The following is a 15,554-nucleotide window of genomic DNA, read 5'->3' as shown; positions in this document are numbered from 1 at the left end:
CTTATAAATAAAATAAGCCGAAAGCTCTCCTTTACGGGGCTTTCGGCTTTCATGTTTAATATCTTATGGCTTTACGTCGTAGATTTTGTACAGGTCATCCAGCATGAGGTTAGCGGCCTTCACGCCACCGGCTGTATTCCAGGTCGTATCGTCGACTTTAATTAATTTGTTGTTTTTAACGACCTTCAGGTTTTTCCACAATGGATCGTTCATCCATTCCTTCTCCTGCTGAGTTCCTTTGCCATCGCCGGTTTCATACGTGAAGTAGAAGACGCGGTCAGCAGCATCCAGCTCAGGCAGACGCTCCTTCGTAATGTCCTCGAACGATTTCTCGTCGCTCTTAGGATCGGAACGCGGAATTCCGATTTGCTGGAAAATGACGCCGGAGAACATGTTGCCATAGTAGAATCTTGTCTTGCCGCCCATGAAACGCACCACGGCTACCTTCTCTTTCAGCTTGTCGCCCGCTTTGCTCTTGAAGTCCTCAAGGCGCTTGTCGAAAGCGGCAATGACCTGCTCACCTTCTTTCTTCTTGTTCAAAGTATCCGCATATAAGGAGAAGTTGCTTTTCCATTCGCCGCGCAACGTCTCGGAATAGACGGTTGGAGCGATAGCTTTCAGCTGATCATAGATTTTCTCATGACGCATTTTGTTACCGATAATCAAGTCAGGCTTCAAGGAAGCGATAATTTCCAGGTTAGGCTGGGATTCAGTACCAACGGTCGTAACACCGGCCATGTCCGCTTTGATATGATCGAACCAAGGCTTGCCGGTATACGATTCTACCGCGCCGACAGGCTTAACACCCAGTGCAAGCAAGGCTTCCGTTCCTTCGTTGGTCAAAATGATCACCTTTTGCGGGTGCGCAGGAACCTCTGTCTCGCCCATGGCATGCGTGATTTTGCGAGGAGCATCCGCAGTCGTCGCTGCACCTGCTTTGTTATCCCCAGCATTAGGCTGCGCCTCTTGTTTTCCGCCGCAAGCAGCCAAAAATACAGACAGCATTAAAATGACAGCGACCAGTGCCGCCGATCTCATTCGAAAGGATTGATTCTTGTAAAGCATTTCTGTCTAGACCCCCCAGGCTCGTTCATATGATAATGATTCTCATTCACATCGATAATACTACTGGAACTGGGCGGAGTTGTCAATGTCTTTTTGTTTGAATGATTTCGGCCGCAAAAAAACACTCCTTTCGGAGTGAGTCTGTTGAGAAACCTGAAAATCTGAAAAATTGCGTCGGTACCCCGGTGGGATATCCCCTTCCGGTCGCTGTTGTTCTTGGGAAATTATTGATTATATTCGCTTATTAGCGGGGATCTCCCGAGAACAAAGGCGAACACTATCGCTCCTACAGGGGATACCCACCTAACACCTTTTACATTTTTCTACAAACAGGATTTCTCAACAACCTGACCCCATCGGAGTGTTTATGGCCTCATCAATCAAACAAAGGAGTGGATAAATATCTTTCGCCGTTATCCGGCATGATGACGACGATGTTCTTTCCCTTATTCTCGGGACGCTTCGCTAGCTGTACAGCTGCGTACGCCGCGGCACCCGAAGAGATGCCTACCAGCAAGCCCTCTGTTTTGGCCAGCTGCCGGGTCGTTTGGAACGCATCGTCGTTTTTGACTTTATAGATTTCGTCGACGACATTCCGATTGAACACACTCGGGACGAAGCCGGCTCCCAGCCCTTGGATCTGGTGCGGTCCCCGCTTGCCCCCGGACAATACCGGAGAATCGAAAGGCTCGACCGCGACAATTTGCACGGACGGCTTCTTCTGCTTCAGCACTTCGCCTACACCGGTCACCGTTCCGCCTGTCCCGACGCCGCTGACAAAAATATCTACGCCGCCTTCCGTATCGCGCCATATTTCTTCCGCTGTCGTCACTCTATGAATTTGCGGGTTCGCGGGGTTATCGAACTGCTGCGGAATGAACGAATGCGGGATTTCCGCAGCCAGCTCCTCCGCCTTTCTCATTGCGCCCGGCATGCCTTCCGAAGCCGGAGTCAGGACAAGCTCCGCTCCAAGCGCCTGCAAAATTTTTCTCCGCTCGATACTGAAGGATTCGGGTAACGTAATAATGAGCTTATATCCTAAAGCAACGGCTGCAAAAGCAAGACCGATGCCCGTATTCCCGCTGGTAGGCTCGATGATGACGGAATCCTTTTGCAGCAAGCCCCGCTCCTCCGCGTCTTTGATCATGGCAAATCCGATGCGGTCCTTAACGCTGCCCGCCGGATTAAAATATTCCAGCTTGGCAATCAATGCCGCTTCCAGTTGGTGCGTTTGGCCGAATTTGGCAAGCCGCAGCATAGGTGTATTTCCGATCAGATCGGTCAAGTTGTTGGCTATATTAGGCATGGAAACCCCTCCTGTGAAACTGCTATTATATGATTCCCTAATGTATGGTATTCAAATCTTAACACCAAAAAAATAGAAAGTAAAATCAGCGGTGCGCCCAGCCGCGTGAAAATGCGTACAAATCATCCGCAACTTCGGGGCTCATACGGTATCTACATGCCTGACAGGCATCTATCTTTCTGCATCCGTCTCATCTTTTTACCGTTACCGCAAAAACACCTGCCGTCTTATGTAACATCAATCAAAGAGGCTCCCCTTTCCGCATGAATATAAAAAGCCCCGCTATGGCTGCAGAAGCCATAACAGGGCTGTTCAAACTGCTTTTGCTCGCTTATTGCGGCATTAATCGGGTCGATACGCCGATCCGGTTCCATGCATTGATCGTAACGATCTGCATAATAATCTCAGCAATCTGCTTCTGATTGAAGTAGCTTTCTACTTCCTCATACACATCGTCTGGAACATGAGTCTCCGCCAGCAGGGTGATGGATTCCGTCAAAGCTAGCACTGCTCTCTCCGCATCCGTGAAGAAGGGAGTTTCCCTCCAGGCGTTCAATGCGTAAATCCGCTGCTCCGTCTCCCCGAGCTTGCGCGCTTCCTTGGTGTGCATATCGATGCAAAACGCGCAGGAGTTGATCTGGGAAGCACGGATTTTGATCAGCTCTCTCAATTTCTTGTCAATGCTTGTGCCTGATACATAAGATTCGAGCCCCAGCATCGCTTGGTACCCTTCCGGAATCACTTGATTCATGACCATTCTTGTTTTCATAAAATAATTGCCTCCTCGTCCCTTGTCGATAGGGGTTATTTTGTCTTTACAATTATTAAGACAATCGGGAAGCTATTTTGTGACATTGCAGCATGATCTATTCAACTTTTTATGCCCTTGCTGAATAAGCCGGTGCGGCTTTCCTGCGGCGGATCATCAGAAGGTAGCAGACGACGGAGCCCACATCCGCAACCGCTATGACAATCCCCATCGGCACGGCTGTGCCGCTGCCGCCCAATCCGACAAGAGGTGCGACAACGCCGCCGGCGATGAACGAGAGCAAGCCCAGGAGCGCCGATGCGCTGCCCGCTGCCTGCGCCTGGTTCTGCATCGCCAGCGCAAAGGAGGTTGCGCTTACGATCCCGACGCTGGACACAACAAAGAACAACGGTACCAGTATCGCATACAAGCCTGCACCGATAAGAATCATTGCAAGCAGCGTTACGCCGCCGAGCATAGCCAGGACGAGTCCGCTAACCAGCAGCTTCTTCTCCCCGAGCCTCCCGGCAAGCCTTCCTGTAATCTGGCCGGCAATGATAATGCCAAGCCCGTTAATGGCGAAGAACATGCTGTACATTTGCGGTGACGCTCCAAATATATTTTGAATGACGAACGGAGAGCCGGAGATATAAGCGAACATCGCTGAAATGACCAATCCTTGACAAAGCGCATAGCCCATGAACATCCGGTCTCCCGCCAAACTGCGGAAGGTCCTGAGCGTGTTTCCGATACCGCCCTTGGAACGGCGCTCTGCCGGCAACGTTTCGGGAAGACCGAACATCACCGCTATCAGCATTAGCAAGCCGAACAGGCTCAATACTATAAAGACGCCCGGCCATGCCGTTGCGCGGAGCAGCTGACCCCCGGCAATCGGAGCGAAGATCGGGGCCACACCGTTAATCAGCATCAGCAAGGAAAAAAACTTGGTCAGCTCCGTACCGGAGTACATATCGCGCACAATAGCACGGGATATGACGATCCCCGCCGCACCGGCAAAACCCTGAATAAAGCGAAGCACTATCAATGCCCAGATGGAAGGGCTCCATGCGCATAGAAGCGAAGCAATCGTATAAACGAGCAATCCGACGATCAGCGGGGTGCGGCGGCCCCTGACATCGCTTAAAGGACCGGCGAGCAGCTGACCGAGCGAGAGCCCTAGCAAGCAGAAGGTAAGACTGAGCTGGGCGAGGGAAGTCGTCGTATGAAGATCGTCGGCCAGCGTCGGCAATGCCGGCAAATACATATCGATCGACAGCGGCCCAAAGGAAGCCAGGGCCCCCAATATAAGAGCCATCCACAGCCTCCGGGCAGGCACGGATGATGATATGGCATCACTATGTTGTTCTTTCACAAAATCCAACCTTTCCAGTTCATTTTAATTAGGCATCTAATTACTTTGGTGTTCCGACTCCAAATTGCTGTGCATTTGCAGCAGCAGCCGCCGGAACAGCATCTTTTCCTCCGGACGGAAATGGTCGAAGCATTTGTCTTCTATGACATGCAGCGCTTCCTTAACCTTCTCCGCGGCAAATCTCCCCTTGTCCGTAAGATACACCCTGGATATGCGCTGGTCGTCCGGATCGGGTCTTCTTTCAAGCAGGCCTACCTTCTCCATCCGGGTAATCATGACGGTAAGGGTCGCAGGCTGAATATGAATCCGGGAAGCCAGCTCCTTCTGAATCTGCCCGTCCTGCTCCGCAAGCCTTAGCAGCAGCGGCGGCTGGCCGGGATACACTTCATATTGCTGAATCAGCTTATCGACATTGTGCCTATGAAGCTTCAGCACATGCTTCATCAAATGCGTCAATGCATCGGTATGTTGAAAGCTCAAGGACGCCCCTCCTCTTATAATTAGCCAGCTAACCAAATGCTAGTGTAGAGGAAGAAGACGTTTCCGTCAACCTTTTTCAAACCGTTATTTTATTAGTTTTCGCGAAATTCATGTGAGTTTTAGCTATGTTGGGACAGGTCTAAATTCGCTAAGCTTAGGGGGAAGACGCATGAAACCGATTGAATCCCCCATCCGGCGTCTTACATCCAATCGGGAGGTGAGCTGTTACTCGCACCACGCATTGCGCAGTCCAAATTATTTTTTAAGGAGGATGCTTAATGATGAAAAGCAATAAGAGAGTACTTGGCTGGCTCAGAAGCCGCGCGATATCGGTATCGGTTCTGTTCTTGCTGTGCTTCGCACTGGTTCCGTTCTTCGCCGTCTCTACCGCATTTGCAGCGACCAAAACCGTCCCTGCAGGCGATGTTGCAACGCTTCGCAGTTATCTGGCCAGCGCGCAGCCGGGTGATATTATCGAGGTTTCCGGTACCTACAATATTTCGAACGGTACGCTCAGCACTTCTGTAAGCGGTACCAACGGAAACTACATTACCCTTCGCGGGACAGGCGGAGGCGCCACGTTCAATTTCACTGCGTCAGCCGGTAACTCCGCTGTGTACATCAAACACAACTATTACAAGCTGGAGAACCTGACGATCAACTCCAACTCCAATTCCAACAAAGGACTCCTGATTGAAGCCTCCCACGGTTATGTAACGAATGTCACCGTGAAGAACACGCTGGCGGAGGGCTTCAAAATCCGCAAAAACAGCCAATATTGGCTGTTCGAGAATTGCTCCTCCCAATATACGGGACAAAGCGGCAAATTCGGCGAGGGCTTCTACGTCGGAGATGCGGATCAGAACTGGACCACTGCCCCCAACGCCGACCAAAGCGGCTATATTACCTTCCTTAACTGCAGTGCCATCCAAACGAAGAACGACGGCTTCGACTTCAAAGAAGGCACTCACGACATTAAAGTCATCGGAGCCACCATCGATTTCCAGAATACCATTCCTGAGAGTTCGGTAGGCAATAACGGCTTGTTCATCCGTGCCAATAACGTGCAGGTCATCAATACGACGATCAAAAATAACGCAGGTCCTGGACAGGGCATCCGCGCTAATAAAATGACCGCCTCGGACAACAATTCCTATGGCAGCAACCTGGAAATGAAGGCGCTGACCGGAATCAATTTAACGGGCTCTCTGATCTACAGCAGCTTCACCAACAACACCCTGTACACCGATTATACGACCACCAATGTAGCAGGCGGACTGTACGCCTCCGGCTCCAAAACCGCCACAACCGCGAGTCCGTCTTCTTTCGTCGAGAAAACCTGGAGCGGTGAAGGCGGCGGAACATACAGCAGCGGCACGACACCAACGCCTGCCAATCTGGCCTTGAACAAAACTGCCTCCGCTTCGACGGAATGGAGCACCACCTATGCGGCAGGCAAAGCCGTTGACGGTACGACAAGCACCCGCTGGGCATCCGCTTCCGGAACCAATGCAGGACAATGGTTGAGGGTCGACCTTGGCTCCAGCCAAACCTATAGCAAGGTCATCATCAAGGAAACCGACTTCGCCAATATTACCTCCTTCAAGCTGCAATCGTCCAATGATGGCACTACCTTCACGGATATAACTAGCGGCACTACTATCGGCTCTTCCAAAACAGTCACTTTTTCTCCTGTAACGTCCCGCTACATCCGCTTATATGTCGTATCCGCTTCCGATGAAGCGAACGTGAATGAATTTGAAGTATACGCTAATTAACCTTGCTGTAAAATGATTGAAGGCCGATATTCCAAGGAGATTTCCTTGAGAGGACCGGCCTTCTTTTTGCTGCTGGCTCCGCATTTGCCCTTATAGACAGCGGTCGAAACCTTCATCCGTGTGACTTCAGGCATAATTTCTCCAGACAAGCATCCAATTGCACGATACTCCCGAAACACCTTTTGAGGCAAAGACACGGCCTGATTCAAGTTCAATTAACGATTATATATATGCTGACAAGGCAAACAGAGCGATGGTGATCACGTCCTCGAGATCTTCACGGCTGGCCCCGTTCACAGCTTGGACCGTCATGCCGGCCACGAGGGTTGCGACATACCGGGCCAGGGCGACAGGATCAGCGTGATCAGGCAAATCTCCATCTTTCTTTGCTTGCTCCAACCGGGTACTTAGCGCTTTTTCGATTTGAACGCGTAGATCGGTCAACAATTTTTTGATAGGATCGGATTCCTCGCTGCATACAAGGGCTCCTTTGATCATTAAACAGCCCGGAGAATGATCGGGATTGACCACCGAATCCGCCGTTGCACGAAGAAGTTTCTCGATGACTGATCGAGCTGTCGGTTCGTTCAGAGCAGCCACTGAAGCTTGAATCGGCCCTTCGTTCATATATAAATCAAACGCCATGTGAAACAGTTTCTCTTTGCTACCGAAGGTCGCATAAAAGCTTGAACGGTTGATCTTCATTGCTTCGGTCAGGTCGGACCATGAAGTCCCCTCATACCCCTTTTGCCGAAAAATCTCCAGGGCACTCTCTAGTGCTTGTTTAATGTCAAACGCCCGAGGACGTCCGGCTGCCATAACTATCCCCCCCCTTTTCATAAATCAGATAAGTGATATTTTACTACACGGCTTAGAATTTGTAATGTTTTCGATATGAAAAAGATCCAAACTGCCCGGAAAGATCGTCGGCAATCCGACCTCCTGACAGTTTGGATCATTAACCTTGCATAAACCGTTCTTCTTTTATCCGGCCCTCGTTGAGAAACCGTCGTTGTTACACGCTACCGCCTCCGTCAATATTCAGGCTTGCCCCGGTAATATATCCGGCTTCAGGCGAAGCGATATAAGCCACCATACTTGCAATTTCGGATGCCCTTCCGTATCTCCCCAGCGGAATCATTTGTGCGGCCGAAGCATAGGGGCCGTTCTCCGGATTCATATCCGTATCGATCATTCCAGGTTGAATGTTATTGACTGTAATACCTTGAGGCGCTAGATCGCGCGCCAGCGCCCGTGTCAATCCGGCTACCGCAGCTTTTGTCGAGACATACAGGCTGTTTCCAGGGAATGGATTAAAATCGGCTGCAACACTACCAATATTGATGACGCGACCGCCTTGTTTCATTTGCGGAGCGGCCGCTTGAACGGCAACGAATACTGCCTTCAAATTAATTGCAATCAATTGATCGAATTCTTCAAGGGTAAAGTGGTCGTAAGGCTTTAAGTTTGTAATGCCTGCATTATTTACAAGAATATCAATACCGCCAAATGCTTGGATCGTCTCTTCGATGGCGCCTTTCAATGCCCCGACATCGGCGCTGTCCGCGCGAATCGCCAAAGCTTGTCCGCCTGCGCTTTTTATTTCTTGTGCCAGTTCCTCTGCCTTGCTTTGTGAACTGACATAAGTAAAAGCAACCGATGCACCGTCTCCTGCGAGCCTTTTCACGATTGCCGCACCAATACTGCGAGCTCCTCCGGTGACAAATGCTTTTCTGCCGGCTAAGGGTTTATTCATTGTGCTTGTCGTATTCAAATGTAAAACTCCTCTCATTTTAATTTTGAACCTTTTGGTTCAAAATTAAGTATGAGGCTATTATAAACCTTTTGGTTCAAATTTACAAGAAGCAATTTTATTCTCGTTAGTGGTCAATATGCATTCATGAAGGGCTTGGATGTTTTTGAGCCACTCGAGCGTCGCCCCGAAACCAGCTACGTGTTAGGTCAGCCTGATTGTCTTCTTCAGCTAGCCGCAGGCGGAGACTAGACAGCGTATAAGAGTGAGCCCCTATCTCGGCGCATCGGTGATGTGAGCAGGGGCACGCTAGCAGGTTATTAAACTGCTACGCGTAGTTAGATGTACAGTTGCCATTTAAAATGCATATTTATGCCGTACCTAAAATCATGCATATGCTTGCCAAAGCGGCATATTATGATTAATTTTTCAATCCGGTATAATCCGATAAGTATCACCGCGGCCGTGTACCCCAGCATGAAACGTTTCCATGGGTTTTCGGGATGCTCTCTTGTTTTCCCAAAACCATACAGTTTCACGTCACTGCGTCCATAGTCCCAATCTGCGAAATAGGCCTTGGAAAAATGCAACATTTCGTCTAAGTGTGAGTCTAATAACATGTACTCTGTCGAAAAGGAGGTTTTTGGATCTACATATTATTGCAAGTTTTACGTTAAGCGCTGTCAGCCGTTAAAGAGCTGCAGGGCAAAATTTCCACATGCTGCTTAAGGTCACAACGATTATTTTTATTTTAGAGGTGAATGATGAAGTTAAGGTTCATTACTACATTGCTATCGCTGCTGCTTATTGCCCTTCTGATACCTGCCTTCGCCTCTGCCGCTCCGCAAGGTTCGGCCGCTGGCATCCCGTTATACTTCAACGGGAAACAATTGAAGCCCGAGGTTGCGCCGCGAATTATTAAAGACGTGACCATGGTGCCTGTCCGCATCATTGCCGAGGAGCTGGGCTCCAAGGTGACCTGGGACCAGGCACAGCAACAAGTTACGATCACGAAGGATTCGCTGAACATACAAATGGTTATCGACAAGCCGTCAGCTACCGTGAACGGGGTCAAGCTTCCGCTGGATGCCGCTCCGCTGCTGATTGACGGAAACACCCTGCTTCCTGTCCGTTTTATTGCCGAGAACATGGGGATCGAGGTCAACTGGAACGACGTCGCCCGTGCGGTTTATTTGAAAGACAAGTCCCGAGAGACGGAAACCGTTCTGCCGCCTGGAGGCCAGCCTGCACCGGACAAGCCTGCCGTCGATGCCAACGGCAGCCCGCTGCCTGTCATTCAATCGATTGAAATGACTCCGAACCAGCTGTTAATTAAAGCCGACAAGGGCGCGCTTCAGCCTAGCTCATTTTGGCTGCGTGATCCGAATCGCATCGTTATCGATATTCCGAATGCCTCCTTGAACCCTTCCCTTTACAAAAATGAAGCGTCCAAAAGCGGGGACACGGTCTCGAATAACGTCTATGTATCGAATGTCCGCTATTCTTTATATAATAATAGTCCGTATACCGTTCGCATCGTATTGGATATGAAGGAACCGGTCGATCTCAAATGGGAATCCGGCCTTAACACGGCCGCACTCGTCGGTGTTCTTAACAAGTCCAAATATAAAGTCGTCATTGATCCGGGTCACGGCGATCATGATCCGGGCGCTAAGGGCGCCAACGGCCGCAACGAGAAGGAATTCAACCTGATGATGGGGCTCAAAGTGTACAACCTGCTTCAGAAGGAGCCACAGATACAGCCATCCATGACGCGCAGCGACGATACCTTCATTCCTCTGGACGATCGCGGCAAATTCGCCAACGACCTGAATGCCGATGTATTTGTTTCTATTCACGGGAATAGTTATGTAGCAACATCGACGGGAACAGAAACGTATTATTATAAGGCGGATAGTGTTGAGTTCGCCAACATCATGCACAAGCATTTAGCGGCTGCGACCGGATTGCCGGACCGCGGGGTGCGTCAAGAAGCGTTCCGCGTGGTAAAAATAACAAACATGCCGGCTGTGCTGCTGGAAGTGGGTTACCTGTCCAACCCGGGGGAATCCGCGCTCATGTTTGACGAAGCATTCCAGAATCGGGTCGCCGCAGCTATTGTGGCCGGCATCAAAGAGCAGCTCAACATTCAGTAAGGAATAAGGCGGTGAACGAAATGAACAAAAACATAGTAAACGGTTTGCTCCTTACAGGTGCTGTCGTAATGGCTTTATCCGGCTGCGGCCAAAAGCCTCTGGCCAATGGAGGAACAACCCAGGGCTCCGATAATCCGCCTATCAATAATCAGGCGACACCGGCGCCGACTCCACAGCCAACTCAGCAGCCCGCGAAGAAAGAGCCTATGACTAGCAAAATCAAGGTATACTATGGGGACGATCAAGCGACGAAGCTGGTGGAGAAGGAAGTCACTATCAGCTATAGCGAGGATAAGGATAAGTACAAGGCGGCGTTGGAAGCTTTGAAGAAAGCGCCGGAAAACGGCAATGTAGTCCCCCTGGCTAAGGCTCTCGGCTATAAATCCGTAGTCTTTAAAGACGGTGCGCTGACCGTGGATGTGAGCCTTTCGGACGAAGGACGCCTTGGCTCCGGAGGCGAATCTATGCTTCTGCAGGCGATCCGGCAAACCGTGTTCCAATTCCCGGAAGTCAACTCCATTGATATTCTGGTGGATGGCCAAGCCGCAGAATCGCTGATGGGTCATATGGATTTGCCTCATCCGATCAAACGGTAGCCTCCTGGAGCCCTGATATTTCCAGGACAGTAATGAAAGCAGATTGCCTCGGCAATCTGCTTTTTTTTTGGGCTGCAGCGGATCTGTGGATGAAAAAAGCTGGGGATAACCCTCGCTGTGGATATGTTCATAAGTACATGCCGATTTATGCACAGCTTGGCTTTGAAGGTTGTTGATAATGTGGATAATGATGTTGATAACTGCATTTTCCTCCATACAGACGAGGTTCCATTATAGTACAAAAACGCTCCGTTTGAAAAGTAAAAATTTGCTGTGCACAGCCTGGGGAGGAATGTCGAAAAAGCGCGAATGACAGGCCTATTTATGTTAAAATAAATGTACTTCATCGCGAGGGTGATTGTATGACTATTCTGCTTATTGTGCTCATGATTGCTGCTATCGTTCTGTTCATTACGAAATCGCACAATCCGTCCGCCTATTGGATGGGCTTCGTTCTGGTCGGCTGGTTTCTCAGCATGGCCGGCTTGATCCTGTTCATAGCCAAGTACGGGGGATTTTACTATAAAGTCAATATCGTACTGTTCTTCAATGACAGCATCCGCAACTTTCTGCTTGATTTGCCTATCAAGATTGAAGGCATCAGCCGTATGATCACGATTGGACGATCTTTATTCGTCTTCAGCCTGATCGGGCTTTCCGTGACGCTTTTCTACTACCGTCCGTTTCAGCAGCTATGGAAAATATTCGCCCTCAACACGCTTCTTCCCATCGCGAATATTATTTTTTACGATCCTATCATTTATAAATGGGCCCTGTCCGTCCTGGACCGCAATGTTACTTACATGATCGGCTGGGTCACTCGCGGCTGGCTCGTCGTCTCCCTTCTCGTTGCGTTGGCGCTCATGATAGGCAAGTACAGGAAAATGACCATTCCCTGGGTCAAGAAGCAGAGCAAGCACATTCTGTACGGTGTGGTCTCTCTGGTACTGTTTTACTTTTATCTCGGCTTTATGGGACCTCTTCAGGTGTTCGATGTACGCACGTATTATGTGCTTTATTCGGACTTTTCCAACTTTAATCCCCCTCTTACTTTGTTCGGCTGGTATGCCAGCATCGGCTTTACCGGTGTTCTATCCGTCATCAGCATCCTTTCGATTTGGCGTTATACTGAAGTGGAGAAAACGATGGGCAAAAGCGATCTGCAGCTGCAGCGCAAGCTCAATACCGCCAATATGGGTGCCCGTGTCTTCACGCACGCTATCAAAAATCAGCTGCTCATGATTCAGCTGCTGATCCGGCAGGCTCAAGAACAGGCTGCGGCTCAGGGAGCTTCACCTGCAAACAGCTCCATGCAACCGCTTACGAAGGCAAGCGATATCGTATCACATACTCTCGGCAGATTGGATCAGCTCTATGACTCGTTCAAGACGAACCAGCTTCATCTGAGACCCGTTGCGGTTCAATCGCTCATGCAGCAAACGCTCGAACGGCTGAAGGTCATTCCAGAGCATGTCGAATTCGAGGCTGTCATGCCCGATGACGGCTGCATGGTTTTGGCGGATGCCGAGCATCTATCGGAAGCTCTCTACAATTTGGTGATTAACGCCATAGAAGCGATTGACGAAGATAACGGAGGTCTGGTGCAGCTGAACAGCTATGTGGAGGAGAATTGGGTTATTATCCAGATTATCGATAACGGACCGGGGATTGAAGCCGAGCTTCAAGAAACGATCTTCGATCCGTTCTATACCAATAAGAACACGACCAAGAACTGGGGAGTCGGGCTCTCCTTCAGCAAGCATATCGTGCTGGGCCACTACGGCCGCATCCATCTGGACAGCAAGCCTGGCGAGGGAAGCACCTTTCAAATTATTGTTCCGCTCTATGTGTTGAAATCCGAGCAGAAAGAGAGTTGAGAATTCATGAATCCGATACGAATCCTTGTCGCGGAGGATCTCGATGTGCTGCGCGAGCATTTTTGCGAGCTGATCAGCCGCGAGACCGATATGACCGTTGTCGCACAAGCCTCCAGCGGAAAGCAGGTGCTGCAGCGCTTGCTAGAGCATCAAGCGGATATCGTCGTTATGGATATTGAAATGGATATGAAAAACGACGGAATCCTGACTGCCGAGAAGGTTCTTGCGCTGTATCCGCACATGAAAATTATTTTTCTGACGGTGCATGAAGATGATGAGACCGTATTTAATGCCTTTGAAACCGGGGCCGTCGACTATGTGCTGAAGACGAGCTCTCCCGAGGTCATCATCTCGAGCATACGCAATTCGTACGACGGGATTGTGCAGATCCGGCCCGAATTTTCATATAAAATCAAAAATGAATTCTCACGCATCCGCCGCAACGAGGAAAGCTTGCTGAAAGCCACTATCATTTTGTCGCAAATGACCCCTACCGAGCTGGAGATCCTGGAGCTCCTTCTTAAGGATATGAAAATCGCGGAAATCGCCAAGCACCGCCAGGTGGAGCTGTCTACGATCAAAACGCAAATGAATGTGATCCTGAAGAAGTTCAACAAAAAAAGGTCCAAGGAAGTCACTGCGATGCTGCGGGAGTTAAATGTACAGCACCTGATCCATAAAGTTAGAGGCCACAGCTAGCCAGCCTTAACGCAGCCGGGCACGGCTGCGATCTTTTTTATCCAAAAGCATTGACCCCAAATAAGGTTCAGTGATAAGATTGAAAAAATTTACCTATCATCCCCACCAAAATAATCCGAGGAGGAATGAATGAAGTGGCCACGTATTACTTGGAACCATCCCGCACCTTCAGCGAATTTCTGTTAATTCCGAATCTGACGACCAAGGACTGTACCCCGGCGAACGTTCGCCTGAGAACACCGCTCGTCAAATTCAAGGAAGGCGAGGAGCCGGCGATATCGCTGAATATCCCGTTCTCATCCGCCGTTATGCAAGCCGTATCCGACCACGGGATGGCGATCGCTTTAGCCCGGTGCGGAGGCATTTCCTTCATCTTTGGTTCGCAATCTATTGAGGAAGAAGCCGAAATGGTTCGCAAGGTCAAAAGCTATAAGGCCGGCTTTGTTGTCAGCCGCTCCAATTTGACACCGGACCATACACTCCAGGATGTACTCGATTTGAAGGAAAAAACCGGTCATTCCACCGTGGCCATTACCGAGGACGGCACAGCCAGCGGCAAGCTGCTCGGGATCGTCACGAGCCGCGACTATCGTGTCAGCCGCGACCCTCTCACCAAGCCTATCCGTGATTTTATGACACCCTTCTCGACGTTAATTTACGGCCAATCCGGCATTTCGCTATCCGAAGCCAACGATTTGATCTGGGAGCATAAGCTGAACTGCCTGCCTATAGTCGATGAACAGCAAAAGCTGGAGTATCTCGTATTTCGCAAGGATTATGACGCGCACAAGGAAAATCCGCTGGAGCTGCTGGACAACAACAAAAGCTATATTGTAGGAGCAGGCATTAACACCAAGGATTATACGGAACGCGTCCCTGCCTTGGTTGAAGCCGGAGTGGACGTTCTGGTCATCGATTCCTCCGACGGCTACAGCGAGTGGCAGCGGGAGACGATTCAATATGTGAAAGCGAATTTCGATGTCAAAATCGGCGCAGGGAATGTCGTCGACCGGGAAGGCTTTATGTACCTGGTTGAATCAGGCGCGGACTTCGTCAAGGTCGGAATCGGCGGCGGCTCCATCTGTATCACCCGGGAGCAAAAGGGGATCGGCCGCGGACAAGCCTCTGCCATTATGGAGGTCGTAGAAGCAAGAGATCAATACTTCAAGGAAACCGGCATTTATATTCCTATTTGTTCTGACGGCGGTATCGTTCACGATTACCATATTACGCTGGCATTAGCCATGGGGGCCGACTTTGTCATGATGGGAAGATATTTTGCCCGCTTCGACGAAAGCCCGACCCGCAAGCTAAGAGTCGGTAACAACTTTGTCAAGGAATTCTGGGGAGAAGGCTCCAATCGCGCGCGCAACTGGCAGCGGTATGATACAGGCGGCAAAAGCAACCTCTTGTTCGAGGAAGGTGTCGATTCGTACGTCCCTTATGCAGGCAGCCTGCAGGAAAATCTGGACAAAACGATCGGCAAAATTAAATCGACCATGTGCAACTGCGGAGCCACCAGTATTAAGGAGCTGCAGCGTGTAGCTCGAATTACGCTTGTTTCGGCGACAAGCCTCGTAGAAGGCGGCGCTCACGATGTCATTTTGAAGGAAAGCAGCCTTTCCGAAGATAGCCATTGAGGAATGGAATCGAGTAGGAGGGGGTGATTAACCCCCGTCCTCTCACACCACCGTACATGCGGGTCCGCATACGGCGGTTCCAAA

The 15,554-nt window shown here is 50.1% G+C and carries 13 protein-coding genes; 6 read left to right on the top strand and 7 right to left on the bottom strand.

Going from position 1 to position 15,554, the window contains the following annotated elements:
• Positions 1-63: 63 nt before the first annotated feature.
• From B1728_RS20640 to B1728_RS20620, 5 genes are all read right to left on the bottom strand, one after another.
• Positions 64-1,065, bottom strand: coding sequence for an ABC transporter substrate-binding protein (locus tag B1728_RS20640; protein ID WP_256865441.1), 1,002 nt, complete (start codon positions 1,063-1,065; stop codon positions 64-66).
• A gap of 376 nt (positions 1,066-1,441) precedes the next feature.
• Complete coding sequence (gene cysK / locus B1728_RS20635) at positions 1,442-2,371, bottom strand: cysteine synthase A (protein ID WP_079912298.1); 930 nt, start codon at positions 2,369-2,371, stop codon at positions 1,442-1,444.
• Between the two features lie 331 nt (positions 2,372-2,702).
• A complete protein-coding gene (locus B1728_RS20630) occupies positions 2,703-3,140 on the bottom strand; it encodes a carboxymuconolactone decarboxylase family protein (RefSeq protein ID WP_079912297.1) in 438 nt (145 codons plus the stop codon).
• A gap of 109 nt (positions 3,141-3,249) precedes the next feature.
• Positions 3,250-4,434, bottom strand: coding sequence for a multidrug effflux MFS transporter (locus tag B1728_RS20625; RefSeq protein ID WP_079912296.1), 1,185 nt, complete (start codon positions 4,432-4,434; stop codon positions 3,250-3,252).
• A gap of 93 nt (positions 4,435-4,527) precedes the next feature.
• Positions 4,528-4,971, bottom strand: coding sequence for a MarR family winged helix-turn-helix transcriptional regulator (locus tag B1728_RS20620; RefSeq protein WP_079912295.1), 444 nt, complete (start codon positions 4,969-4,971; stop codon positions 4,528-4,530).
• A 278-nt stretch (positions 4,972-5,249) separates the two neighbouring features.
• Between B1728_RS20620 and B1728_RS20615 the strand changes: the two genes are divergently transcribed.
• Positions 5,250-6,749: a discoidin domain-containing protein gene (locus B1728_RS20615; RefSeq protein WP_079912294.1), complete on the top strand. Its 1,500-nt coding sequence runs from the start codon at positions 5,250-5,252 to the stop codon at positions 6,747-6,749.
• A 222-nt stretch (positions 6,750-6,971) separates the two neighbouring features.
• Here B1728_RS20615 and B1728_RS20610 read toward each other — a convergent pair whose 3' ends face one another.
• Both B1728_RS20610 and B1728_RS20605 read right to left on the bottom strand, forming a co-directional pair.
• Positions 6,972-7,568 (bottom strand): TetR/AcrR family transcriptional regulator, encoded by a 597-nt coding sequence (locus B1728_RS20610; RefSeq protein WP_079912293.1) that lies wholly within the window; start codon positions 7,566-7,568, stop codon positions 6,972-6,974.
• Positions 7,569-7,764: 196 nt separating this feature from the next.
• Positions 7,765-8,523 (bottom strand): 3-oxoacyl-ACP reductase family protein, encoded by a 759-nt coding sequence (locus tag B1728_RS20605; RefSeq protein WP_218672313.1) that lies wholly within the window; start codon positions 8,521-8,523, stop codon positions 7,765-7,767.
• A 743-nt stretch (positions 8,524-9,266) separates the two neighbouring features.
• On the opposite strand from B1728_RS20605, the gene B1728_RS20595 reads away from it, so the two are divergent.
• The 5 genes from B1728_RS20595 to B1728_RS20575 all read left to right on the top strand — a co-directional run bounded on the left by B1728_RS20595 (position 9,267) and on the right by B1728_RS20575 (position 15,470).
• Entirely contained in the window at positions 9,267-10,658 is a 1,392-nt protein-coding gene (locus tag B1728_RS20595; RefSeq protein WP_218672312.1) for an N-acetylmuramoyl-L-alanine amidase family protein, read from the top strand.
• A 20-nt stretch (positions 10,659-10,678) separates the two neighbouring features.
• Positions 10,679-11,254 carry a GerMN domain-containing protein gene (locus B1728_RS20590; RefSeq protein ID WP_079912290.1) on the top strand — a complete coding sequence of 192 codons (576 nt, stop codon included), beginning with the start codon at positions 10,679-10,681 and terminating at the stop codon, positions 11,252-11,254.
• A gap of 362 nt (positions 11,255-11,616) precedes the next feature.
• Complete coding sequence (locus tag B1728_RS20585; RefSeq protein ID WP_079912289.1) at positions 11,617-13,131, top strand: sensor histidine kinase; 1,515 nt, start codon at positions 11,617-11,619, stop codon at positions 13,129-13,131.
• A gap of 6 nt (positions 13,132-13,137) precedes the next feature.
• The gene (locus B1728_RS20580; protein ID WP_079912288.1) at positions 13,138-13,830 is read left to right on the top strand and encodes a response regulator; all 693 of its coding nucleotides are present in this window, start codon (positions 13,138-13,140) and stop codon (positions 13,828-13,830) included.
• A 134-nt stretch (positions 13,831-13,964) separates the two neighbouring features.
• Positions 13,965-15,470, top strand: coding sequence for an IMP dehydrogenase (locus tag B1728_RS20575; RefSeq protein ID WP_079912287.1), 1,506 nt, complete (start codon positions 13,965-13,967; stop codon positions 15,468-15,470).
• Positions 15,471-15,554 lie beyond the last annotated feature (84 nt).

Origin of the sequence: Paenibacillus sp. 32352, assembly GCF_002042965.1 — a bacterium.
In the GTDB taxonomy this organism is placed as follows: Bacteria; Bacillota; Bacilli; order Paenibacillales; family NBRC-103111; genus Paenibacillus_S; species Paenibacillus_S vulneris.
The sequence above is the reverse complement of the archived record's forward strand: the minus strand, read 5'-3'. Positions and strand labels throughout refer to the sequence as shown.

Coding starts and splice junctions, on each gene's coding strand:
- B1728_RS20640 (WP_256865441.1), bottom strand. CDS start 1,065: ATGCTTTACAAGAATCAATCCTTTCGAATGAGATCGGCGGCACTGGTC.
- cysK (WP_079912298.1), bottom strand. CDS start 2,371: ATGCCTAATATAGCCAACAACTTGACCGATCTGATCGGAAATACACCT.
- B1728_RS20630 (WP_079912297.1), bottom strand. CDS start 3,140: ATGAAAACAAGAATGGTCATGAATCAAGTGATTCCGGAAGGGTACCAA.
- B1728_RS20625 (WP_079912296.1), bottom strand. CDS start 4,434: ATGGCTCTTATATTGGGGGCCCTGGCTTCCTTTGGGCCGCTGTCGATC.
- B1728_RS20615 (WP_079912294.1), top strand. CDS start 5,250: ATGATGAAAAGCAATAAGAGAGTACTTGGCTGGCTCAGAAGCCGCGCG.
- B1728_RS20610 (WP_079912293.1), bottom strand. CDS start 7,568: ATGGCAGCCGGACGTCCTCGGGCGTTTGACATTAAACAAGCACTAGAG.
- B1728_RS20595 (WP_218672312.1), top strand. CDS start 9,267: ATGAAGTTAAGGTTCATTACTACATTGCTATCGCTGCTGCTTATTGCC.
- B1728_RS20590 (WP_079912290.1), top strand. CDS start 10,679: ATGAACAAAAACATAGTAAACGGTTTGCTCCTTACAGGTGCTGTCGTA.
- B1728_RS20585 (WP_079912289.1), top strand. CDS start 11,617: ATGACTATTCTGCTTATTGTGCTCATGATTGCTGCTATCGTTCTGTTC.
- B1728_RS20580 (WP_079912288.1), top strand. CDS start 13,138: ATGAATCCGATACGAATCCTTGTCGCGGAGGATCTCGATGTGCTGCGC.